The organism is Pseudomonas sp. MAG733B, from assembly GCF_036884845.1.
Classification (GTDB): domain Bacteria; phylum Pseudomonadota; class Gammaproteobacteria; order Pseudomonadales; family Pseudomonadaceae; genus Aquipseudomonas.
Genome location: NZ_CP145732.1, coordinates 2,819,997 through 2,844,137, shown reverse-complemented (window position 1 = coordinate 2,844,137; position 24,141 = coordinate 2,819,997). Strand labels below are relative to the sequence as shown.

Sequence of the window (24,141 nt, the reverse complement as noted above, 5' to 3'; positions counted from 1 at the left end):
GGAGGCACCGAAAGAAAAACCAAAATTTTGATAGTAGGGATTAGCTGCTTCGACCCGGAATAGCGAGATGAGAGAGGCTTACTTTGTCGTCCTTGCCCCCCTTTAGCAACGACCCTGAAGCATACGCGATGGCAAAATGATGACAATGAGCAATGTCAAAAACAATCAGGACGTCCAGATTTCCTTGGCTTTTTCCCACACCGGCACATGTGGCTCAATGGCTTTTCCTCCTGCATCCAGGTCAGCATGATGCGGTACCGTAAGCGGTATCACCGACGAGGTATTCCGGCGTGATATCGCAATGCCCTTCAGCCCTATCGATCATCGTCTTATTTGACCACTACACCCTTCACAGTAGATCCGATGACAAGCTCAGATCTACACTTGGCCATGCGCACGGCGCCGGACGTCACGTTTTGATTAGGGAGAACAGGGGGAGCCTCGGGGAGCGTTTGGCCATTATGGGGAGAATGAGGGATTTCTGAGGAAAACAGGTAGACACAGTGATTTTCCGCGCTGAATTTTTGGGTAAAAATGAGGGGATATTGAGGTGTGCTTCAGGGAGACTCGGGGCGCTTCGGGGATAATAAGGTGTATTTCAGGGATAGGCGCACGCAGCTTTTAGCTTCGCGTCACTACACCTCGGTAGTGACGCGAAGCGTAGGGCCGCAAAGCGGCCCCCAGCGGCTCGCGATACGAGCCGGCAGCAGCCCTTTCGAATTTATAAAAAATTGCTGCGACTCAGTCTGGAAGCGGAGTTATTTAGTGATCCGATCATCCCAACTAGGACAGACTGGCCGCCGCATGGAGGTGAATCCGACAAAGGCAGTACCCCCTAAAATCACCAAGTACGCCTACGGATTTTTCAGCCCTCATTTTCACTTTGCCACTGCCTACTTTTGAGCTAATTTGCTCAGTGACAGCCTAGTGATGACCTACAAATTCTCATCATCAGCAACCGGGGCCTCTCGTTATTTCTTGAGACCTTGCTGATGAGAGATGGCACGTGATCAGCCTTTCTGATCACGTGCCGTCGCCAAGTCGCTCACCCGCTACTGCAGGTGTACGACACGGCAACATCGATCGGATTGGTAACCGACCTGATGTGCTTCATCACCCGACAGCCAAGTCGTAAACCGGACCAATCAGTAGATGGCTCAACTGCTGATTGGGGTGTAGAGCAAACGTCCAGCTCCGGACTTAAAACTGAGTCGTGCCCACCGCGAAAAAAGGCCTGATTAGACCAGGGATCTAATCAGTAATGGGCAGACTCTTCGGAGCAAGTCCTCCCGGCGCAGCATGGCGCTCGGGCTCCCGTCCACCAACCAGAATTGGTTGGGTTGTCGATCCATGCTCGACGAGATTGCGGTCTAAAACCGCGCACAGCTGATGGTGGCTGCAGCTATTCCTCCGGGATCAAGCGCCCGCCTATCGTTACCGCAATTCCCCCGGGATATGCCGTAGTCGATGCCCAACTGGGCCGCCTGTGGAAACGCCGTTCCGCTCCTGAGCGAAAGCTCAGCTCCTCTCGCTCCTGCGACGAGGACAGGAACCAACACTTACCGAAATTTTGGCGTTTCGAACTCGACGAGTCTTGTGGATTTCTAGCAACGGATGGGACGAGCTTATGGACAAATTACAGTGGGACTTTTCCCAGCAGCAAAGGCGCAACCGCGACGGTTCTTATTCGACTCAGACGGCGCGGGCGGCAACGCTGAAATTAAGCGCCCAGCAACTGCGCGACTTGGGATATCGCAATCTACGCTCCGAAACGTTTGGACAACGACATATCAAGGCGCTCGTAGCCCACTGGCAGGAAACCGGCATCAGTCCCGGAGTCCAAAAAAACCGAATGAGTCATCTGCGCTGGGCACTCGAAAAAGCAGGACGTGTCGGCGTTGCGCGAATCACCAATGATGAGCTGGGTATCGCTCGGCGCACCTATGTCGCGAAGGAAAGCAAAGCACGCGATTTGCCAGCTGCCAATCTCGAAAAAATCACAGACCCACATGTCCGTCAGAGCCTGCGCCTGCAGGCGGCATTCGGCTTGCGTCGAGAAGAAGCAATCAAGTTCATCGTTGCAGTCGCCGACAAGGGAAACCGAATCGAATTGAAAGCTTCCTGGACAAAAGGGGGAAAATCCAGATCCATCCCGGTTCGAACACTTCTCCAGCGGACGGTGTTGGACGAGGTCAGAGCGTTTGCGGGCAATGCCAGCCTGATTCCTGCACAACTTAACTATCGGGAGCAACTGAGGCGCTATGAAGATCAGCTTCGAGCTGCGGGACTTACTCGTATGCACGGGCTGCGCCATCACTATGCACAACAGCGATATTTGGAGCTCACCGGCAAACAAGCCCCCGCGGTAAGGGCCTCTATTGAGCGTATCGAACAAGGCCAACTGATTGGTGGTCTCGAGTCTGGTTGGCTAGGCCGGGTCGGGTCAATACCTTCGCTCACAGACTCGACCCACGCGGGTTTGAGCGATCGCGAAGCGCGGCAGCTCATCTCGCTGGAGCTCGGTCACGAACGAATTTCGATCACCAGCGTTTACCTCGGATCAAGTAAATAAGTCGATCACACCATGGGTGAATTTCTAGGGCCTATTTTGGCTGGCACCCACATTTACGGTGAGATTTACTGCCTACCAGGTCATCAAAAGGACAGCTTGATATGCGTAATAGCAAAAATATGCGCCCTTCTCCCAGCAAGAAAAAATGCAGCGACACGCCGACGCAAAAAATCGCCCGCCTGTTCGAACGCCTCAAAAAAGGCGATGCCGATTCCTGGGCAATGAACACCTGCGGCAATCAAGCAGCAGGAAGAAAAGTCAGGGTTCTTCGAATTGCGGGGATGGGCATGGTAGTTGGTCTTTGTGGTTGGCTGGCCCGGTATGGCATTGATCAGGTTCCCTACATGGGGCACGCGCCTGGACTGCTATTAGGTACCTTGTTACTCGTTTGGCTTGCCCCCGGGAAAAAAATCAACGACGACAGGAGCCTATAAAAATGGGCGCCGACTCACTGGCTGGCCTTGAATGGCTGTTCGGATTGTTTGACGGCGCACTCGACTTCCTGATCGTTGCGACTGCGCCTTTTTTTTCTGCCCTGGGTAAAAGTATCAATGCTTGGCTACCAGCAGTCGGCTTCATCGCCTTGATCATCGCGCTTATTCGCCTGCCTGCCGATGGCCCTTTCAAAGCAATTTTCAGCACAGCGGCGATTTTTCTGGTTATTACATACGGCCTCAGCCCGACCACCTTGACATTAACGGGAGGCTCTACGATTGAGGCCACTCATGGCCAACGGATAGCCTATTCCCTTGTGATGTCCTTCAATAGAACCTTGAATGCGACGCTTAGCAACACCATGGCGGAGATGCATGTTGACGGTGCCTTCATACCAACCTCTGCGCTGATTCAATACAGCGTTGAGCGTTCGGCTAATGAGTATGCGAATAGCGATTTGGCAAGGCTCATCCGTGACTACAACGGGCAGTGTTCGCCATCCCCACGCGCAATCAGGGACTATGCCGACGGAACCTCAATAGAGGCCTACCACGCCGTTGGGCTGTTAGGTGGTAGTGGACTGGGCATACCGGATGAAAAGATCAGTCGGATCGCGCAAATGAAAATCGCGGGCCAAGGCGCGAAAGAGATTATCGGCAGCATGCCTTGGACACAGATTCAAACAATGCAAAACATGGCTAATAGCATTCTGGATGCTGGCTCGGTACGAGACCGTCGAGCAGAGGGGATAAGCGCCTTAGAAAAAGATGCAAAACCGTTTGTAACCGCCAGAGCCTATGCGCTTCCCACTAGGGAATATTGGACGGCAATTGCTTCTGGCAACCCGGAATCAAATCCCAGCTACTTGAAGATAAATGATGCCCCCGCCGAGCTAGCGACGAAGATGATAAACAATGTCGCAGCTTGGCAACCGGAGGAAGGAGGCAAGGAAGCAGCCTTAGGCTACGCCCCCAAAAACTGCGTCGAGGCTTACCAAGTCGCCCAGTTTGCCGCCGAGCAAGCCTACAACGGGCTAGTAGAAACCGGCAGCGTGAAAGCGTCAGGTGGACAAAATATCGATAGCGACACTGGCGTGTTAGCCGCTCAAAAAGCATGGATGCGTGTCCAACAGGCGACGTTTGCGGGCGGAGAAAAGGTAGCCCCCAGCAGTCTGAATGCCATCGTTTCTGGAACGATGTCTACCTGGCAGATGGGAAAAAACGCGGTCGCTTGGCTCGAACTTCAAACGTTACTTCCGATGTTTGTGGGAGCGATGGCTGGCATATTTTGGCTTGTTCTCATCACCGGACCAATTGCATTTCTACTATCGCCTTTACGTGGCTTCCACAGTTTGACGAGCTGGCTCTCTATGCTGGTTTTTCCCGTGCTATGTATTCTTTTCGCTCATCTAATCGCCGTGAGCTCGTCGGTGGTAATGAGCAGCGCGGCTCTGGCCCAAGCCGCATCTGCGGCGGGTTGGCAGGGTGGTGGTGCTGATATCGATATGGTGTACGGCATGATTCAGATGGTTTTTGGTGTGCTGTTATTAACTGCAACCTGGCTTGCCACCAAACTCACCGGAGTTAGCGTCACAGCGATTCTCGGAGCAGCCCGCGCTCAAGCGGTGACTGCACCTCAAGCGATGAAGGCAACGGCAGATTTAGTCACGTCGCTTGCCGGATATAAAAAGGCTGCACTTAAATTCGCGAGCCAGGCTGGTCCGTCCGGCAAAAACAACGGAGGTGGTGGTGGCGGTGGGAGCGGCACCAAGGGCCGCGCGGTCGTTTTGAATCCTGCAGCACGGCAGAACACTCAAGGCTCCGACCGAGGTAATTACAGCGGACCAAGCTTGAATCCAAAACGAACGAGTATCGATAACTTGCGCCCAGCGAGCAACGCCAACAAGTTCGCCCAAGGACGGACTCCGCGCAGCCAGAAAACGAGGTCACCGAAAGATCGTGATGATCAAACCTAATTTTGGGCTGCGTACTCGTCACACCCTGATTTCAGATCCCAAGATCGGAAACACGAAATAGCTACTGGCACACAAAACTCTCAGTAACGATGCGGCTTCCAGCAAACTATTGAGAGCCAATCATGGGCCTAACATTTGATGATCACCTAACTGCTGATTGGACCAAAACCTGGGATACCCCAGTAGATCTTCGATACCTGTTTGATGCGCTCGCGCCATGGCCTGGGTTGTGTTGGGTTTTGCGTGGCGACCCGGAGCATCTACGCCCTCAGCTGAGTGGCATCCCTGCGTTTGACTGGCAGGAACAGACACCTATTGAAGTACGGCTGGTAGAAACACCCGAGATTGATGTTTTTACTTTCGCTCTGGTATTGGCCGAACTGAACAAGCGGAATCGATTAGACGCGCGACTGGAGGAGATACACCTGTGCTGGTACCAACGCCTGGTGGAACAACTTCCGGCTGCCACCGTCACTTATGTGGGAAGCGCCTGACATGAGCTCGACTCAAATTCGTGCTGTTTGGTTGGCCACCTTGCTCTTAAGCATACCGCCGATAGCCGCCGTGCCGGCCTGGCCGGGTTTTCTAACAGGCCAACTGGCGGCACTCCTCACGACTGCGACTGCCATATTCGTTTTGCGGGGTAGGCAGGAAAAGCAGTTAGCCAAAGAGATGTTCAGTGTCCTCATCGGCCTAGGAACCGGGATGATCGCATCGCAGATTTTCATCCACAGTTAGGACCTATTTACATGACACGAGCCAGAAATCCCCTTCGAGCAGTAGCCTTACTTTGCCCTGACCAGAAAGCTCGCGAAGCCTTGTTACGGGTTTTAGGCGAGACGATAGATGAGGCTCGACAAGCCGTTTCAAACTCAAGCTGGAGCCTCGTGCTCGAATCGGGCTTCCTTCAATTGGAACAAGCGCTGACTGTCAGTAGCAGGCTGGTTGACACTGACGCCGTTGAGAATTATGCAATCCGCGCCATCGCATTAATGACGAATCATGGGGTCGTACGAGACTGTCTGCTGCACATCTTGGCAGAAACACAAGAGGTCGCTAGACAACAACTACTAGATAGCTGTTGGGGAGAATGCCTGTCATCAGATGCGTCCGTGCAACGAGCGAGATTCGCCCGTGAATTTGAGCTACCGGGGTGATGTGAAGAGCTTCACACACGCCATTGATGGCTTATTGACATGATCCAAAATTCCAATACAGTGGCTCCATGCAGCGTCAGTAGAGCATTGGAAGGAGCGTTCCACTCAAGAAATGAAAGGGTGCTCAGTCTGCTGGATGAAGGGGAGGCAGATCTACGGACTGCCTCCCCTCGCCTATTATGAGTTGAAAAATTCTGCATCAACCACAGGAAATGATCAGAAAAATTCTGACATAGAGCTTCTGGCACGGATGAGCTGGGCTGAGCATTGACCACTCAGTAAATCAATGGAAATGAAAAAATGCACTTAGAAAACATGATGTGGGCAGGTTTTTTCTCATCCATTGTCATGCTTAGCGGTTGTGGAAACGACTACAACGGTATGTATCGGTCAATGGACGGAATTATCGGCCCCATGATCGTACTTTCGATAAATGGAAGTGAAGCCAAAGCGATAAGAATCGACCCCTTTCGCAAACTCATCCTGAGTGAAGACAAATTTAGCGTTAAAGAAAGATACGGAAAACTTCTTGTAACTAATGTCAAAGGTAAAACATTCGTCTTTGCTCGTGCCTTGGATGAAAAAAATCTGGACTGCCTTAACTGTGGACTGGGTAGCGGCCTTCCCAATACTTGGCAGTTCTTCACCTTGCCAAAATAGCGCTCCCCAACTGACATCCAATTGAAAGACAAGTTAAAAGGAGACTTACGTTGAAATTAGCGAATTTCGCTTTAATTACTTTTTTTACTACATGCATTGTGAACGCGAGCGAAGCAACGTTCGACGCGAATGGTGCCTATAAATATCGATCCTATGCTCCCCTTATGGACATGACTTTGCTGATCAAAGGAAACGGCGCTCATCTCATTGAAAGCTCGTCAACTGGGATTCGAGAAACAGATTTCGAGGTCGAGTACCCTGAGGGCAAAAAATATCTCTATTTGAATGATGCACAGGGACAGCACTTCGCAAGTTTTGCCGAAGCAAAACCCATGTATCACGCCGTGCTCAGCTCGGGGTGGGGAAAAATGCCAAACGTGATTGGCCAAGGACTATGGTCAAAGGGGGTTGTTGTCGGCCAAGCAGAGGATTGCTGCGGAGAGAATGGCCCGAAGGATGGGGTATACGAAGCAACTGGATACAACCTTGACCATTTCGTACTGAAAATTGGGAAAGAAGGGAATGGTTCAATGATTTGGTCGAGCGCCGATCGCGAGAAGTTCGTCATTTTCGAAGGACGTCGAAAAGGCTCCTCACTAATCTGGACCGAGGTTTACACCGAAAACAACGTCAGAAAATACGGACAAACGTTGGCATTTGATGGGACCGATCCAAAAAAATTGACCTGTATCGACTGCACCCTGCAAGGTCGAAAATTACCGCAAACATGGGTATATCAACAGTCCTTTGGGAACTGATGAAATTCTGACAGGCTCATAAATTATTGCTTGTCAGTCCCCCTCTAAATGGACCAACCTACCAGCACTTTCATGCGATTGGCCCGGCGATTGGCAAACAAATAAGCGCAGTGCGGCTTCGCCGCACCGAAGACCGCGATCACTCTGGCTAGCGCGGTCTCGGTAGGGGCAGCAGTCGATGCAAAGCAGAACCCACTAACCGGCTTGGAGGAATCTACGAGACCAGGAACGATTCAGATGGTGAGAGTCGTCGAGGTCGATACTCCCCACGCGCTTGCATCAAAAGGCAAACATCGAGGCGAGCGCCGCGCCTGAAAACACCACCGCGACAAGGGCCACGACCTGCTGCCGCAGCCAGCCCGGTTTGGCCAGCAACTGCGCTTCTAGCTGCTCGATTCGAGCCTGGGTTTGTTGCTGGTTTTCCAGTAATTCGCCCATCTTTGACTCGACGTGTTCCAGACGCTGGGCTAGCGCCTCGCATGCGTCGCTCACTTCTTTCAATGACGCCGCCGTAGAGGTCGACAGGCGTTCCCTCGCCTGGATTTCACTGCCGAGCAGCTTGGTCACTCGCTCGACCTGCTTCTGCTGGGTCCGCTGAACCTCCCCTTGCTGGACTAACTGACGCGAGGACGCCGCGTTGAGTTGTTCCTGCATCCGGGTGCCATTCAAGAAGGCCAGGCCCAATGCCTGCAACTCCGTCTCATGGTTATTCTGCGCGGTAGCCAATTGGTTCACTGCATGCCTGCAGTACTCATACCCGTCTGCCAACGCCAACAGTTCGTCGATCTGATGTTTGAACTCGTAGAGCACCACCAACGCCCCGTTCTGGTTGCCTTCCAGGGTCTGTGTATCCGCTTGCAGGCGTTCGATCTCGCGTACCAGGGCATCATTGAAACCGCGCAGTACATTGTTGTTCACGGTATGCACCTGGGTGACCAGTTGCACCACGCTCTGCGTCACCTCAAGGCTCGCGCCAAATTCGGTCAGCAATTTGGCCAAGTCTTTGTCATTCCTGCCCGACAAGCCGCCCCAGAAAGAGTCCCAGCTGCCCTGGTTCTGAAAGTCGTTCAATTGCGCTCTGGTCTTCGAACCACGCTGTATCGCGGCGTTGAGCTTTTGCAGGCCTTCATGGAAGTCTTTCAGCTGGTTCTCTTCGGAACGCGGCGCCGGCAGCAACTGCTGTACCGGTTGAAGGGCTACTTCATCGGCCGGCGACACGGTAAGTACGACCCTGCCACCCAGAAAATTGAACACGTCAGGACTCCTGCGAAATACGTTTGGTTGGCAAAAGTGCCGAAAAATCGATTGCACGCACACTGGTGTGCCGAGCCAGCCGTTCGCGGTGGTCTATTGCTTCCCTGGCCAGCACATCTACCGAATGTGCATATTCGATCAGCCCTTCGGCCATCAGCCATTCGTTTTCCTGCACCTTGATAAGCTGCAGCGCCGCCTCTCGTTTGGCTTCCAGCGCCTCGCTCCACCCGGTTTTGAAATCCACCAAGTAGGCAACGATAGGGGGCACGAGGTTCTGCAAGTGATAACTGCACAGCCCGAAACCGATGGCCGACAACACGCAGGATATATAGGGTGCTGCCACCCCGGTCAGCGGAATCAATTGCGACTCGATCACCGGTTCCAGGCCGTCCCAGAGCACCAGCGTGCCACTGACGACTACAGTCTCGACGATCTTCTGAATCAACTCTTCCCGGCTCATCGATTGCGCGCCTTTGTACAGTTGCCAGGCGCCGTGAGCGAGGTCGAAAAGGTTGCGGGCGAGGTTGTAGACTTGGCGAATCGCCTTGGACAAGGCATTGACGATGAATTCGACGATGCCGTTGAGCAGCTTCAGGGGCGCCTCGATGATTTTTTCGATCACCGCCCAGATCTTTTTGAGGAAGCGCTCCACGCGCTGTTTCAGGCGAGCAGCGCCACCCATGAACACGTCGACCAGTTCGTCTTTAACGGCCATGATCGCGGCTGAAGTCAGTTGTTCCAGCAACTGCCAGCCTGAGTTTTTCAACGCTTCTTTGCCAGCACCCAGAGCGACGTCAGTGGCATTGCCCAGGGTGTCTTTGAGCTTTTTGGCTTCGATGTTGCTGCGAGTGCCTTGTTCCTGATGCAGTTCCTGGCGCTTGTTGATGGGCGGGTTTTCAGTTTTGATGAGGTGTGCTTCCAGGGCAGCAGCTGTTTCGGCCGAGTCCATGGTCACGAATTTCACCTTGCATCCCGCTTCCAGTTGCTCGGAAAGCTTGTACGGTTCGCCCTTTTTGTTGCCATTGCGATGGTCGTTCAGGTGTCCGTCCTGCCAACGCTGCCGCATGTTGGTGCTATCGCCGATATAGACCAGCTTGCCGCTCGTGTCATACACCACATAAACGCCTGGCTTCTCGGGCAGTTGGCTGGTACGGGAGGTGTCGGCAGCGCTGAGATCGAACTCTCCATCGAACTGCAAGGTAGCAAGTGAACCGATTCCCGCTGACAAGCTTTTGAGCAGAATCTCCTTCCACGCTACCCCCCGATTAGCAACATCCATCGCACTTTTCGCCGACGTGGCGGCAAGGGTGTCCTTGCCCGCCTGCAAAGGGTCGGCTGTCTTAGCGTTCGGGCGGGAGTTCTTCTTGTTGCGAAAGCCGGCGATCAGTTTTCGATTGGTGTTCTCGATCGCGCGATCAACGATAAGGTTCGCCAATGGAGATAGCGACTTTTGTTCGTATTGTGGGCCCATGATTCCTTCTCGAAAGAACTTTCCTGTTTTAGGGGCGAACTACGGGCATAGAAGCTATCAAAGTGACACTATTGATTCCACCTGAAAATGACGAGTTTGAAAAAGTTGTGTTCAGGGTGCTGTCAACGAGGCCCTTACCGCCAGGAGCTTTGCCGAACACTGAGCGCGCAAAGTCTGCTTTTGGCCGATTCTGTTGAAAAAATCCGTCATGGTTTCCACGACAAAAAGTTCGCGCTTGAGATTGAAATCTTTGCGTTGAACAGAAGGCTCCGGGCTCAGATTTCGCGTAGTGGCGCGTAAAAAAGGCGTTTTCAGCGGTCAGTGTCCGGGCACTCTGGAAGAAGCGACTTTTTCAACAGAATCGGCCGATTTCTGCCTGTTAGAAGGGGCGAGAGAACGACCCATAGCTGACAGCGGCGACAGGCAGAAATCGACCATGGATTCGCATTCAGGCGCTGGCCAAGTCCCTGATCCTGAGGACTGTGGTGGTTGAGCAGTTAGCGTGCCTGGCTGTTGCGCGGATGCCAAGGCCTGCACCGAGCAGCTCCGTAACGCGCTTGTGTAGATCTTCATCAATCGGCCGGCCCTGATACTTACCGGCAGCTTTGGCCTTCTCGATACCTTGGGCCTGACGCTCGCGACGTTGCTCGTAATCCTTGCGCGCAATGGCTGCCATCATTTCCACCAGCATCGAGTTGATAGCGCCAAGCATCCGCCCGGTGAACTCGTCGCCCTTCGTGTCCTGCATTCCCTGGTGACTGGTCGGGAGATCGAGCGCGACGATGCGCAGGCCCTTGGAATCAATTGTGGCCTTGAGCTTCTGCCAGTCCTCCACCGGCAAGCGGGAGAGCCGGTCTATCGACTCCACCAGCAGCACGTCACCCTTGCGCGCATCTTTGAGCAGACGCAGCAACTCTGGCCGGTCTGCGGAGGCGCCGCTGGCATTCTCCAAATACACGCTCGCGATGACCTTGTTATGTTCGCTGGCGAACTGGTCAAGCGAGGCTTGGGCGCGACTGGCGTCTTGTTCTTCAGTGGATGCTCGGAGATATGCGCGGATGAACATGATGTGCCTTCCGTATCAGTTAGGGTGCTCTACTAATACTGTTGCACTATGAGTGTCACTTATCAAGCGGAAAGGGAAGATAAATTTGAATGTGCACGTATCAGCTAAGGCATGACCAAACCAAGACGATTGCTTAGGGGGGAGTGTAAACCGGCATCGAAAGCGATCTGAAAGCGCCGCTGTTTCGTACGATTCAACGCGGCACCGGGCAGCTGAGCGCTACCGCCCAGCCACATGCCAATGCCAACGCCAACGCCGACGCCGACGCCGACGCCATGGAACGCCGGCGCGCCTAGCCGTTGGAATCCAGACGTTTGATCGGCATTCACACGTTTCGAGCGACCGGAATCACAGCCTACCTGAAAAACGGCGGCACGCTGGAGAACGCGGCAGCGATGGCCAACCACGCGTCCACCCTCACCACGCAGCTCTATGATCGACACAGCGATGGCGTCAGCCTGGATGATATGGAACGGATTCGGGTATGGGTGAATTATTCTGGGGCCGTACTTAAATGGAGGTCTTTGATCAAAGCTTTGCGATACCGCAACGGTGTTCCATTGAGCTCGACAGATAACAGTCGATTTGCCGCGCTCACCAGCATTGGCATCTGATAGCTGGGAATACACACATAACCGTGAACTATTTGTCATTGATGTGGACTGAGCCGATGGCCATTGGTTGCTCTATCAAGGTTTCCAGCCATGGATCAGCTACTAGCCGCAGGAGTGCTTTTGGATATTTGAATCCCTCTGGCTCAATAACACGCCCATCCAAGGTTAAGGTTGCCATCTCCTTGAAGTGGCTCTTCCCTTGCCACGATCCGTGGGGCGATTTAGGCAGAATGACCAGCTAAAATCCCAGCTTGTGATCTGTATTTCATACCGAGCGAACAGCGTCTCTAACCGAGGTCGGCCAGGTTTTTTTGAGCGCTTACCCTGAAGAAGTTTTTCCATAGTTTTTCCACATCGCATCGTTGGTATCAACTGAAACAATGTCTAAGGGAATATGCTAGGACAATCGAAGTACATTGCGAAATTTAGATACTTAGGTAATTCCACCGAGATGCTTGCGCCCAAAAAGCCCGCCGGAAGCGGGATGTCACGTAAATTGAAAGCCGTATTCGCTCGGGCTCTTTGTGTCTTTCGGCGTTCTAGCATGCTGTGCAGTCACCCTCTCGCTGCTGATGTTCGCACTCCGCTACCATCCATTACCGTTGCTCTTCGTCCCGTCATTGGTAACGCCCATTTGTATTTTCAATACAGCTTGGCACAAAAATCACACACCCGCGCTCCCCCGGGCGCCCCCCCATAGCCCTAAATATAGAAGGTGTAAGCACTTCGCTTACCCCTTTCTTTTATTTACTTCGCTAATTGTGATTGAGCCTGCTCATGATGCATCCATCACGAGCTTCTAACGGCGACCCTAGTTGCTCCGCCATGCTCGGTTACTCGTGGCCGACATCTGAGCTTTACGGCCCCCTTAGAGAACGCCTCGTCAGTGGCCTTGCTTGACCAGATGTAAGCCTCGCCGGCCTTGAGCAGAGCCATGCGTTCAGGGGTCAAATTGGCCAATGCAGCGTTTGCCTTCTGGATGTGCTTCAGCCAGGCGGGCGAATTGAACTTGTGCATGATGATCTGGGTGGATAGTTCTATCAGGCTGACCGGAACAGATGGTGGATCCTGGCTAGCCACCATGATGCTCACGCCCTTGTGGCGCATTTCACGGACAACTTCGACCAGCCCCGCAACGAGGTCTGGGCTTTCTATGTACTTGTGCGCCTCATCGAACACCACCAGCTTGTTGAAGCTCCTCCCCTCGATTCGTGCCTCTGCAAATAGCTGCAGGAGCACGACGAAGAGTCCAAGTGCCTGGTCCTTCTCAATGTACTCATCTCGAAGGTCCACGATGAGCAAGCGACCAGGCTTGACCACTTCGGTGAGCGAAGTTGAATCGTTGATGTATTCGGCAGCCAACTCCAGACGCATCCTGGCCAGCTCCTTCAGATGCTCCGGGATCGACGACGCCTCGACACCGACTCGCAGCCCCTCCAGAGTAATGTCATCGCGCATGGACTTCATGATGCGCATGATCTGACGGATGTAGGTGGCCTGATTGCCCACGGCCCCCATCAGAAACTTCCAGTGCGAAGCCTTCAGTTCCGATGCAGAGAACTGCAGTGGCAACACCTCGATGTCCGGATACTCCGCCCGCCTCTCTTCAATTTTATCTGCCGGCACAAGCAACAAGACATCAGTTAGAGCCTTCGGTTCTGCGCCGTACACCTCCTTCAGCGCTCGGACCTGATCTTCAACGCTGTTGGCACCCACCATCGACGTGAACTCGGGCTTGTAGTCCATGGTCGGGCTGTAATGGAAGATCACCGTAGACAGCGGCTCAGGCAGGCAGTTGATACCTGGGATTGGCAACGAGGCCATCTCCGCAATACTGCCTAACGTGTAGCTCTTTCCGCCCCCTTGCACACCGAACAGACTGATGGTGTGAGTCTGGTTCAGGTCTAGAGCAACCTTGCGCCCAGATACCTCTCCGAGCAAACCGTATTGAGGCGTTGATCCGGTCGCGCCGAGCATGATGTCGTAGGCGACACAGCTATTGAGAGGCTGAACCACTTCAGGCGAAGCAGCAGAGACTGTTGGGGCTATGGGAGTCTCCACCTTCTCTTCGTATAACGCAGGTGCGGGCTCGGTGTCAGCCATGGCGGAATGCTTCGGCTCTGGCGTGATCGGCAGCTGAGGCGGATCAATCACCTCTGGGGCTAACACCACAGCAGGCTCTGGTTCGCACACCAGCACTACAGGCGCGAGGTTTGATAGGCTTTGCGAAGCCCGTGGACTGTCGCCCCATGCCAGAGTTCGATCACGAGGCGGGCTTAAGAAAGCAGCGGTTTCAAAGGTCGGGACAGCTGGTGCCAAAGTCCTGCGACGCAGCAGTTCTTGGGTGATCTCGCGCGCCGTATCGGTAGACGGCGCACTCTGCAAGCTCGCAATTGTCTCGGTGTCGGTCACCGCGGATTCGACCAGTTGGCGAATCAGATCACTGCCAATGCGGTAGAACTCGATACCGTTCTCATGCTCGGCCGGTTCCGTGCCCGGCTTGCTGAAGTCGAACACCACGGCACTCCGCGTAAACTGCAGTGTGTAAGGCCGCTCATCCAAACGGCGCAAGAAGAAGTGCACCTCTTCTGCAGCCTCGGGCAGAACAACACCGTACCGTTCCGAGCGGTCCAAATAGAAACCCAGCAGAGCTGCCAAGTCACGGTTCTTGATTGGGCGATCCGGACGATCTATTTCAGCCAAGCTAGGGTCAAAGTGGTAGGCGAGAACGTGCTCCGTCTGCGCGATCTGCTCAGCAATGGATACCTTCAATTGCCCATACGCTGCCACGTCCCCAACCTGGCTGTAACACTTCACCTCGACCAGCCTACAGGTCACGACCCGAGTCGTCGGATTAAGGTCGAACAGTGCGAGATCCGTTCGCCGGAAATTGACCTCATCTCCCATTTCCTCGGCGTTCTGACGAAGGGCCTTGTACAGTTCCAGGTGCGCATCCAAGGGCACAACAACCTGGTTCTGAAACACACCTTGATGTTCAAGAAACAACCGTGAAAGCGCGAGTCCCATCGCCTCCGCTCTTTGCGAAGACGACGACAACAGCTTCAGGGCCAACCGACCAGACAGCGAGCGAAGCTGATCCAGCATCACCAATGCATGACTACCTGAATTAGGTAGCCCGTATTCGCCCAATATTGGCACCAACAATGATTCCAGCTCGGCCACCGAACGGGACGTGATTGCCAGCCGATGGCTCATTGTGTTGGCCATGTCGGGCGAGTGATCAATCAGGTAGTCGGGGCGCGTTGAATGCCGCCGATGGTCGAAAAATTCGATGCCAAGGTTCCGATCAATGGTGAGCACCCAATCGCTAACCTCGTGCACCTGATGGAGCATCGCGCGCTCGTCGGCGGACAAGCTCAACGCCACCACCGGCCGCGCATGCGGCAGATATTGGCTGCGCGCAACGGTCGCCACGGCAACCGAAACAGCGCGGGAGATGCCTCCCATCAGGTCGGACAAAGCCTCCGCCCCCTCAATCGGCTGAGCCATACCGTGCAACGGGCGGCGAAGCCAAGTGATGGATTGCTCATCCTCCACGTAATCCACCTGGAAGGGCTGGACAAGGCCATGGACGAATGAGGAGTCATCTGACTCCTGAACGTCAACAGCGCGGATTTCCTCCGCCGGAAACATGTCAAACAAGAACGACAGGTGCGCGGTATGCGATTCAGGCTCGTCTCGGAACTCCTTGATCGCGCGAATCGCCAACCGCAACTTGGGGTGCAAGTGGCTGTCGGTCGGCGAACAGAATGCGTCAGCCTCCTTTGCGCTGTTTCCCGAGTCGGGGGCTAACAGTTCCAGCAGCGCATCCCCCGTTGAAGGAGCCGCCGGATCGGGCACGAACAGCCTGATATCGTACCGAAGATCGGCAAATTCGGGATGACGCTGCAGGGCAAGCAGCACTTCAGCCAAGGCTGTTGCCCGTCCTGCATTGAATGCATTGACTGTCAACGTCTCAACATACGGGTGCTGGATCAGATAGCGCTGTACCCGAGCCGCCAAGTAGGCGCTATCAATGGTCGCGCCACCAATTGCGGGCTCGGGCAGCCCTAGGGCAGCACACACCTCTCCAACTAAACCACGCGGGTCTTTCTCGTCGGTCGCCGCATACAGCGACCAAAACGGGTTGATGTTGTCCACAGCCAGCGCCGTGCGCCCCAGCTCTTCACCGAAAGGTAATACAGGTGGAAACGCCGCAGGTGCAAGCTGCTTGATCACAGCGTCTCGGGTCGGCACCACAAACTCGCGGCCACTAGCCTGGCTGCGCTCCATCCAGGTCTGCCCCAGCTGGCTCCAGGCGACATGCCAGCTGGCACGAAGCGGATGAGTCGGGCCCAAAAGAACGGCGTCACGCCGCCTACCTTGATAATCCTCCAACACCAAAGCAACCGAATCGATGGTGAGTGCGCAACGCAACTCCTCAAAGGCCTGGCGTACAATGACTGCATCTGTTGAACTGCATCGGACGAACACAGCATCAATCCAGGCCAGGTAGGCTGCTGCGTAGTTCTGAGCGGGCTCCTGCAGGCTCAAAAGGTCGCTGGCCTGCATGATCAGCCGCTGATCGTCTTGCAGGACTACGCCAAAGAAGATAGCCCGAGACTCCCGAAACCTCGCCGCCTCATCCGAAGTCGGCCATTTGAAGGAGATAGTTGATCGCGTGGTAACGCCGGAAGCGTTGATCGACAGCCTCAATCGATTGAGGCCATCCGGGTCGCCAAGAAAGGCGCGCTCCAGGCCAGCCAACACAGCGGACACCAAGACATTCGCCTTCCCTTCTTTCCCCAGCCGAACCTCCAGGGTCTCACCACTAGCGGCAGCCTTGCTGCTTCGCTCCACCCAAGCGCAACCTGTGATCGAGACAGAACTGGGGTCTCGATCCTGAGCCACAGCAGCAAAGCGCGCACGCAGCAGCGCATGCATCAAGCTTGGCTCGCGCGGCACCGCACGCTGTGGAGGCTCAACTTCTATCTCGTCGTCGGTGACCACATAAAAAAGATCGCTCTCGTTGGCATTGGCAAAGGTCTCGGAAGCATCGCTGTTGAGGCGAACAAGATTGCCCTCCCCATCAGCAAGCGGAATACGGTCACCATCTTCGGTCTCCCCGTATACGCGCACAAAGTGCCAACCCTCTTCCCAGTCGATCTTGCCAATCGACGAAAATGCGATCACGCCAGAATCCGCTCCCTTGCCCCATGCTGCCTTGCGGCGGCGCAAGCCTGTGGGGCCATTGTCGCGCGACACCACCTCAGCCACGAATCGAGACAAGCCTTCCACCTTGGACGGCACAGGATCGACCCTGAAGGACACACTGAATTTCTTCAGCCCCGTCTTCGAGATGGGCAATACTCGGTGACCGATCAGCTCTGCCAGACGGATATCTTCATTGTCATCCTTCACCACCGGCAAATCTGGCAGCTCAACATCACCAATGAAGATGGCATCCGGATTGACGCCCCCGTCCTCGAATAGCCAGTTGTTGAACGCGAGGGGCCAATTGACCCGGTCGCGGACGATCAGTTGGGTCCATTCCTTTGGATTGGCTACACCAACCCTCGAAAAGAACTCACCAAGCTGCTTGCAGAAAACCGGATCGAGTAGGCCCAACTCAAGGGCGCGCACCCGTTCTGTCTTGGTTGACCATGTGACCTGTTCTACGCATTCGCGGTTGCGCGCCAGCCTCGCAGGGGCGCGTTCCGCCTGCTGGAACAACTCGAAATCTGGCACGAGGGCCATCTCGAACAGCGCAGCCCCCATCGCCTCCGGGTCAAAGCCATTGACTTGACACGTCAACAAGTATCGCGCAACAGCAGCGTCGTCGGCATATCGCCAGCGCGAATCGCTCCGACGCAACTCACCCAAACAGGCTTCGACCGAAACCCGAAGATTGGCCGGAATTTGCGTGATCACCAGTGTATTCAGCTCAGCGTAGGCACCATCAATCGACACCTCTTCAAACGTCGCGACACCGAACGAATCCTCGGCAGAGGCACGTAGATCGTTCGGCACAAAGACCAGCAACGGGGGCCTTAGCTCATCGTTAGGCAATGGGTTGCGCAGCTCAACGAGCTTGGTGCTCGTCACCGCTAATTCCGGTGCGTGGGCACGCAGTGCGTCGTCTGCGAGCACAACCACATTGGCAGAGGGTATGGCCGCACGCAGCCCCCCTGCTAAGCGGATCATCAGCTCACGGTCCAGGTCGGTGACACGCATGCAATGCCCAAGATCACGAGTAGCCAAGACTTTGCAAAGCCTCGGTAGCAAGACAGACTCAAGCGCCGCGCTCAGTTCTTGGCTAGTGATTTCACGCAGTCCCTGCGTCATGTGCGCGTTCCTTCTGTTAGTTCTGCAATCGTATAACGCGGCACAACCGTCTGGGTCACATAGGCATCGGACAAATCGCGGTAGAAGCCAATCTCCCGCAGGCGTCCAGTAAATGCCTGAACGTTGCTTCGTAGGGTTTTACGCTCATCGATGGTTGGCGTTGAAAAACCCTCGCCGGGAGGCAACTGATCGATGTAGAGGCCGTAACGCTCGCGCAGAAAGGACAGCAGATCGTCAATTCGCATCTCACCCGTAAAGTAGCCCGCATCACCTCCTGGACGCAGCACCGCGATCTGCAGCAACACTTCCAGCAAACGACTCTCAAGAGCAAATCGGCGCGGGGCACTCCGCGCACGCGATTGAGCCAGAAGCGCCCCGGGCTTGTTTTTAAGCATCGTCGCGTCAAGCGACTCGACGATGTACTTCCTGTGGAATGCTCCACGGAGGGCAACAAGAATCTCGATGTAGGTCTCAAAATCCGATAGCCCCATCTTGGTGATGGCCTCAACCTCGGCATCCAGCCCGGCCTCGCCCTCTGACAAAGACTCCAAGAGCCCCGCCAGGCGCTCACCGAAGAACTTGTCCCGTTCCTCCGCAAATGGCTCGGCCTGAAGTCCATACAGTTCACCGACGGTGAACACCGAATTCAATGGACGTATCAATTTGCCGCGCCGAACAAGGTGTTCAGAGAACTCGTCTAGCTTCTTCGCAACAAAGTACGCACGGATGAAGCTAGGGATGCGCCGGTAATAGCCATCGGCACTACGCTCAGCGAGGGTGGCGGTTGTCGAGTCAGCGCTGCCGGTGAGGTCAACAAACAACCCCAGCTTATAAGGGCAGTCCCCCTGCGGTTTACGCTGTTCACGCGGCCTCATCGGGCATGCTGTATCTGCACAAAGCGAATTTGCCCCCCCCAGTTTCTGCCAGGCGGGCAAGAGCTTCAGTAGCCGCAAGTGGTAGAGGGCTAGGTGGAACGAGAGCAATATCTTCAGGTACTCCACCATCACCGAGCGCGGCATGAAGGGCTTGTAGAACAGCAGTCGCTGAATGTCCTCGGCCATCAAGTCTGCTGATCCAATACACACTGGGGCGAAGCGGTCGCCCCCGGCACGGGTATCCGCAGTATCTTTGCGCTGCGACAGGAAGTGCAGCAGCGTGGACGTTTCAATGTCAGTCAGCGCCTTGTCGTTCAGCTCTCGTGTGAGCTTGTCGAAGCCATCAAAGAAGAAGGCTTTCAAGTGCTCGATGGCTTTGTGCCCCGAAAGATGCCGAGCGTGGTGAAGCATCTGATACAGGTGTTGGGCAGCACCATAGTCACGTGAATGCTTGGGGTTGCGAAAGCGGTAGGTATAACCATGGAGGGGACGTGGGCCAGCCACCGCAGCATTCTTTTTGCCGCGATTGACGATGTCCATGAGATGGGTTTCAACCCAGCGCTGCACCATATCTCGGTGCTGAGCGAACCCCAAGAAGCGGTCACCGGCATCTAGGATGTCGTCCACGAACTTGTCCACAGTCAGCTCGCGCTTGTCGCGAAACACGCTCGGATAGCCGCCGTGCTCCAAGCGCTCAAACAAGCCCGTGAGCACGCGGTCCATCTCGATGGTCTTGAAATCGAGGTAGCTGACTTTCGGGAGGCGGAACTCTCTGTCCTTCTTTTGCAACGCCATCAGTTCCCCCTAAGACCTCGTTCTTTGGCCTCTTGTTTGAGCCCACTGATCACCGTACCCTGCAGCAAACGCATTTCCACCCGGCCGTCGTCATGACGCGCCAAACGGTAGAAATCATGTCCCGTGGTAGTCAACAGAATCTCCCGATAGGGCTGAGCATTTAGACTGTTCTTGAACACGCCCAAGCAGAGGTAGAAGCCCTGCATTTCCTCCACACTGGGCCGGTAGCCTTCATTCAATCGCATCAACATCTCGAACACATCAAGGTTGATAATCAACTCACTGGAGATAGCACCGGCACCCTGGCCCTGAAACTTCAATAGCAGGCCTGCTGGCAGGTGCTCGACGAAGCGTGCCTTGGCGGCGAAGTCCTGTACCTGCAGACCAAACCCCTCTACGGGGAAGAGCCGATAGCTGCGGACCGTACCGCGCTCAACCTGACGCAACTGCAAAGCCAAGCTAGCCCCCAAGCGCTCCGGTCGTTGCAGGCCCTCGCCTCGGTTGATGGCATGCAGAATTTCGCTTATCAGTGCGTCAATTGACGTTTCGCCACGAACGATTTCGACCATGCGTTTAGCCGAGCGGTACGGCAGCATCTTTTCCCAGCTCGCGTCACGTCGCTCAAAGAAGTGCTTGCGCCGGGCCATCGCCACGTACTCACGATGCTTGCGTGCGCGCTGTAGAACCGATACGTCAGAAACCCCGCGAGGCAGATCCCCGAACAGACGCTTCAGCACCTCGAAATCGAATTTCCCCCGCTGCTCGAAACGGAACAGCGCACGGTCATCCGGCTGCACAAAATCCAGTCCTCGGTCGAAGCGTGGGTCTTCCTGCTTGCCCACATCTAGATCGCTCAATAAGGTGAGCAATCGATCCGAAGTCGGCTGCCCACCGCCCATCCAGCTGTTGAAGTAATAGCTGCGAGCCACTTCGTCATGCTTACCGGCCGCGTACAGCGCATGAATTTCGCCGCAATCGCGGTTGCCTATCAGCATGAACGACAGCGCCGAGCGCAGATCACGCATCGTAATGTGCAAGCGCCCACGCAAGTGCGCCATTGTGTAGAGGGTCTTGAGTCGCTCCAGCAAGCGCGGGCCAGCAATCTCATCCTGGAAGCTGCGCGCGTTATGCAAGGCGTAGCAGCTGTCTTTTAGGTCGCAGTTCTCGCAGGCCGACCAATTCTTGGTCTGTACGATGCTCTGCAGTGTGCGCTCTAGAATCGAGCCCCCTTCAGCCTCTGCCACCACGCTGCGCAGATTTAGGTTCACCACCGCGACGCCGGACTCGGCTTCACCCGTCGAAAACGACCGTCGAACCAGGGCAGTCAGCTCAGGAAAGTCGCGCTCGTGCGTCGCAAGGAAGTCCACCAAGCGGCCTTCATTAATTGCAATGAGGCGGGTTTCTTTCGGCTTCCAATCGCTTGCTTCACCGCCCTTGAAGGGGGCCAAGAAGTCCAACAACACCTGGCTGTTGTCTTTGTTGCCTTCGTCCTGGCTGCCGTCGTAGTTGACCAGGTAACGCTTGCCGTCCAAAGCCAGCTCGCTGCCATTGGGCAGGCCGCGATTGGACGATCCGCCGCGGATTTCAACCTCCTTCTCCAAACGCTGCAAGAAGGCCGTTTTTCCATCGCCCGCGTTGCCGGAGATCAGTACCAAACGAAACTCGCCCGACAGTACCGCTGGCAACAGTGCCCGATCCAAGGCGGTGTCCACATAGGTAGAAAAACCCAGTGCGTCCATGCCGCGCGTACCGGCATTACTGCGGCGGCTTTGGCTGAAGAGTGTGAGCAGGTGCGACACGAAGGCGTTGCTGTTAGGCGCGGCCCCTGAGAATACGGAATTGCCGCAACTAGCGGCTGCGGCCATCGTCGCCAAGCTCGTGGTTTGGATGCGCCGCGCGTGGCGTATCTCGGTTAGGGCATCACGAAAATCTGTAGCAGCGGCAAATCGCTCCGCACGACGCGGGGCGATGGCCTTCAGCACCACGTTCACCAGCTCTGGCTCAAGGTCAGAGAACCCCGACAACTCGCGAGGGTCTGGCGCAGACCTATTGATGGGTGGCTCTGTCGTGTCCCAGGGATACCGCGAAGTCAGCGCTTCATACAGCGTCAGCCCCAAGGCATACAGATCGCGGTCTGCGCGTTCCCCGTTATGCGGAATGACCTCAGGGTCGAAATCAGGCGGCAAATAACGACGCGAGCCGCCTCCTCGCGAATCCTTATCATCAGCCCGCACCGACACATTGAAGTCAATGATCTTCGCACCCTTCTGCGTCCACAGGAGGTTTCTCGGCTTAATGTCACAATGATGAAAGCCATGTGTATGCAGATGCACCAGGCCCTCAATCACCTGTTTGCCCAGCTCCAAAGCATCTTCAGGTGACAGCAGTCGCTCCTGAATCATGTCGCCAACGTCGGAGCCCTCCACGTACTCAAAGACGAGGAAAGGAATGTCACGACCCTGGATCACATCCGCGTCCAAGACGCGCACCACGTGCGGGTGCTCAGGAATATGCACCAGGTGGCGGTACTCCTGCTTTAGACGATCCAGGGTCGAGTGCCGGTCGCTGACAATTAGTTTCACCGTGCGTGCCACATCGCCCAGTGTGTCGATCACTTTGTAGACCACGCCGAAGCTGCCACGCCCCAGCTTCTTCTCAATGATGAACTTGTGGGTCAACCGATAGCCTGCCACCAGGTTCAGGTAGTCGGCTTGGTCATCAGACACCTCCGCGGGTTCAGAACCAGATACTTCAACGGGAGTCGCAGATTGTAGTGCCACAGGCTGTAGCAAGGCATTCAATGCCGCCAACGCATTGGGAGCCAGTGGCCGCTTGTACTCGTCAAACGCACACAGACTTTGCAGCCAAGCATCGAAAGCGTCATTCAACTCAGGCCGCAGCGCAGAAGGCTTGTTCAGAAACTCGCCGTCGCGATCCCATACGGTGGTGGGCTCGCCTGCAAACGGACGCTCTCCGGTGAACAATTCATAGATGATGACTCCAGCCGCAAAGATGTCCGACGCGACTGACGCCGCACCCGGCTCGCGAAATGCCTCTGGGGCTACGTAGGCTTTCTCGACCAAATCAACGATGTCCGCCGCAATCGTCGAGCTGCGGTCCACGCGGGGCTTGGCGAAGTCAAAGTCCGTTATGCGAGTGGTACCATCTTGACCAATCAAGATCGCGCCCGGCGTGAGGTTACGATGCACCACACCATGTTGATGGGCATGAACCAGAGCAGCCAGCAGGTCTTTGGCCACGCGCCACTTCTGATCCAGGGTCAGCGCCAACTGCGGCCGAGCCATGTGCACAGTCAGCGCCTGGCCGAGTGCGTCATCCAAGACTAGGATGAATGATTTGTCGTCGTCAGTGGGAAAGAAGTCCCTAGCGGCGACGATGTTGGGATGCAGGGGCAGCTTGGACAATGCCCGATAGGCATTAGCGATACGGTTGACCTGAGCCTTGCGCACTTCTTCAGGCTGGTAAGGGTCCGCTTGGTAAACACGCAAACGGGCCGTACCGCCCGCAAAGACGTTCTCTGCGCGGAACTCGACGTAGGCCTGGGCCGCACCAAGTTTTTCCTTCACCTCCCAGTGCCCAAAGCGCTGCATGGCAGACGCCGGCTTCACTACCTTTAAGGCATGCAGGATCAACGCTTGCTGCTGCAGAATACTCTTCGAAAAGCGTGCAGGAATGCGCGTAGCGTCTTTGAAGTAGCGCTCGGCATCCTTCAACTTCACCACCCGGTCTGCGTCTATTTGCTCGCGGTCGTTCAGATGCGCATCCGGCGCGGTAAGCAGAACGGCCGCATCCACGTAGATGTCGTCCAGCTCATGTCGCCCCGGATGGGCTTGAGTGACCAAGCCCTTCACAGTGCGCGCATGCCCGCGCAGTTTGCCCAGCGGCGAAGGGTATGGCGCACGCCCTTCGGGATACCACTTGTTGCCGTATACATCAATGGTGCCGCGTGTGCCTTTCACATCAATCAGGTACAGCGTATGCGAAGTCAGCAGCGCGATGTCGATCTCGAAACGCTCGCCATGACGTTCAATTTCAAAGTTGTGTAGCAGGATGTAGCTGTCTGGCAAGCGATCCCTCAGGTAAGCGATAGCGCTGCGTTCTGCATCGTTGACCGGCTGACCAACGGGGATCACTTTAGCCATG

13 protein-coding genes and 1 pseudogene are annotated in these 24,141 nt (G+C 55.3%); 7 read left to right on the top strand and 7 right to left on the bottom strand.

What is annotated here, in order from left to right:
- Nucleotides 1–183: 183 nt before the first annotated feature.
- A pseudogene (locus tag V6Z53_RS13160) lies at nucleotides 184–337 on the bottom strand (IS5/IS1182 family transposase); the annotation flags it as partial.
- A gap of 1,290 nt (nucleotides 338–1,627) precedes the next feature.
- Between V6Z53_RS13160 and V6Z53_RS13155 the strand changes: the two are divergent.
- The 6 genes from V6Z53_RS13155 to V6Z53_RS13130 all read left to right on the top strand — a co-directional run bounded on the left by V6Z53_RS13155 (nucleotide 1,628) and on the right by V6Z53_RS13130 (nucleotide 7,557).
- On the top strand, nucleotides 1,628–2,572 hold the full coding sequence (locus tag V6Z53_RS13155; protein ID WP_338585937.1) for a phage integrase N-terminal domain-containing protein: 945 nt from the start codon (nucleotides 1,628–1,630) through the stop codon (nucleotides 2,570–2,572).
- Nucleotides 2,573–2,673: 101 nt separating this feature from the next.
- A complete protein-coding gene (locus V6Z53_RS13150) occupies nucleotides 2,674–3,006 on the top strand; it encodes a hypothetical protein (protein WP_338585936.1) in 333 nt (110 codons plus the stop codon).
- A 2-nt stretch (nucleotides 3,007–3,008) separates the two neighbouring features.
- Entirely contained in the window at nucleotides 3,009–4,982 is a 1,974-nt protein-coding gene (locus V6Z53_RS13145; RefSeq protein WP_338585935.1) for a hypothetical protein, read from the top strand.
- Nucleotides 4,983–5,104: 122 nt separating this feature from the next.
- Nucleotides 5,105–5,476: a hypothetical protein gene (locus V6Z53_RS13140; RefSeq protein ID WP_338585934.1), complete on the top strand. Its 372-nt coding sequence runs from the start codon at nucleotides 5,105–5,107 to the stop codon at nucleotides 5,474–5,476.
- 963 nt (nucleotides 5,477–6,439) lie between these two features.
- Complete coding sequence (locus V6Z53_RS13135) at nucleotides 6,440–6,799, top strand: hypothetical protein (protein WP_338585933.1); 360 nt, start codon at nucleotides 6,440–6,442, stop codon at nucleotides 6,797–6,799.
- Nucleotides 6,800–6,849: 50 nt separating this feature from the next.
- Entirely contained in the window at nucleotides 6,850–7,557 is a 708-nt protein-coding gene (locus V6Z53_RS13130; RefSeq protein WP_338585932.1) for a hypothetical protein, read from the top strand.
- A 279-nt stretch (nucleotides 7,558–7,836) separates the two neighbouring features.
- Here the strand turns inward: V6Z53_RS13130 and V6Z53_RS13125 are convergent, their stop codons facing one another.
- The 3 genes from V6Z53_RS13125 to V6Z53_RS13115 form a co-directional block, all read right to left on the bottom strand.
- Nucleotides 7,837–8,811, bottom strand: a complete 975-nt coding sequence (locus V6Z53_RS13125; protein WP_338585931.1) for a hypothetical protein — start codon at nucleotides 8,809–8,811, stop codon at nucleotides 7,837–7,839.
- Between the two features lies 1 nt (nucleotide 8,812).
- Entirely contained in the window at nucleotides 8,813–10,282 is a 1,470-nt protein-coding gene (locus V6Z53_RS13120; RefSeq protein WP_338585929.1) for a GIY-YIG nuclease family protein, read from the bottom strand.
- Between the two features lie 448 nt (nucleotides 10,283–10,730).
- Nucleotides 10,731–11,348: a recombinase family protein gene (locus V6Z53_RS13115; protein ID WP_218424194.1), complete on the bottom strand. Its 618-nt coding sequence runs from the start codon at nucleotides 11,346–11,348 to the stop codon at nucleotides 10,731–10,733.
- Nucleotides 11,349–11,662: 314 nt separating this feature from the next.
- Between V6Z53_RS13115 and V6Z53_RS13110 the strand changes: the two genes are divergently transcribed.
- On the top strand, nucleotides 11,663–11,962 hold the full coding sequence (locus tag V6Z53_RS13110; protein ID WP_338585928.1) for a hypothetical protein: 300 nt from the start codon (nucleotides 11,663–11,665) through the stop codon (nucleotides 11,960–11,962).
- 789 nt (nucleotides 11,963–12,751) lie between these two features.
- Here V6Z53_RS13110 and V6Z53_RS13105 read toward each other — a convergent pair.
- Genes V6Z53_RS13105 through V6Z53_RS13095 form a run of 3 tightly spaced genes read right to left on the bottom strand, consistent with a single transcriptional unit; the run spans nucleotide 12,752 to nucleotide 24,140 of the window.
- Entirely contained in the window at nucleotides 12,752–18,307 is a 5,556-nt protein-coding gene (locus V6Z53_RS13105; RefSeq protein WP_338585926.1) for a hypothetical protein, read from the bottom strand.
- Entirely contained in the window at nucleotides 18,304–19,977 is a 1,674-nt protein-coding gene (locus tag V6Z53_RS13100) for a hypothetical protein (protein ID WP_338585925.1), read from the bottom strand. Before V6Z53_RS13100 ends, V6Z53_RS13105 begins: the two co-directional genes overlap by 4 nt.
- Nucleotides 19,977–24,140, bottom strand: coding sequence for a protein kinase (locus V6Z53_RS13095; RefSeq protein ID WP_338585924.1), 4,164 nt, complete (start codon nucleotides 24,138–24,140; stop codon nucleotides 19,977–19,979). The genes V6Z53_RS13100 and V6Z53_RS13095 overlap by 1 nt, the downstream gene beginning before the upstream one ends.
- Nucleotide 24,141 lies beyond the last annotated feature (1 nt).

What these genes read in the sequence shown, in the direction of transcription:
- V6Z53_RS13100 (WP_338585925.1), bottom strand. Translation starts at nt 19,977, where the DNA reads ATGGCGTTGCAAAAGAAGGACAGAGAGTTCCGCCTCCCGAAAGTCAGC.
- V6Z53_RS13155 (WP_338585937.1), top strand. Translation starts at nt 1,628, where the DNA reads ATGGACAAATTACAGTGGGACTTTTCCCAGCAGCAAAGGCGCAACCGC.
- V6Z53_RS13150 (WP_338585936.1), top strand. Translation starts at nt 2,674, where the DNA reads ATGCGTAATAGCAAAAATATGCGCCCTTCTCCCAGCAAGAAAAAATGC.
- V6Z53_RS13095 (WP_338585924.1), bottom strand. Translation starts at nt 24,140, where the DNA reads ATGGCTAAAGTGATCCCCGTTGGTCAGCCGGTCAACGATGCAGAACGC.
- V6Z53_RS13140 (WP_338585934.1), top strand. Translation starts at nt 5,105, where the DNA reads ATGGGCCTAACATTTGATGATCACCTAACTGCTGATTGGACCAAAACC.
- V6Z53_RS13120 (WP_338585929.1), bottom strand. Translation starts at nt 10,282, where the DNA reads ATGGGCCCACAATACGAACAAAAGTCGCTATCTCCATTGGCGAACCTT.
- V6Z53_RS13105 (WP_338585926.1), bottom strand. Translation starts at nt 18,307, where the DNA reads ATGACGCAGGGACTGCGTGAAATCACTAGCCAAGAACTGAGCGCGGCG.
- V6Z53_RS13115 (WP_218424194.1), bottom strand. Translation starts at nt 11,348, where the DNA reads ATGTTCATCCGCGCATATCTCCGAGCATCCACTGAAGAACAAGACGCC.
- V6Z53_RS13135 (WP_338585933.1), top strand. Translation starts at nt 6,440, where the DNA reads ATGCACTTAGAAAACATGATGTGGGCAGGTTTTTTCTCATCCATTGTC.
- V6Z53_RS13145 (WP_338585935.1), top strand. Translation starts at nt 3,009, where the DNA reads ATGGGCGCCGACTCACTGGCTGGCCTTGAATGGCTGTTCGGATTGTTT.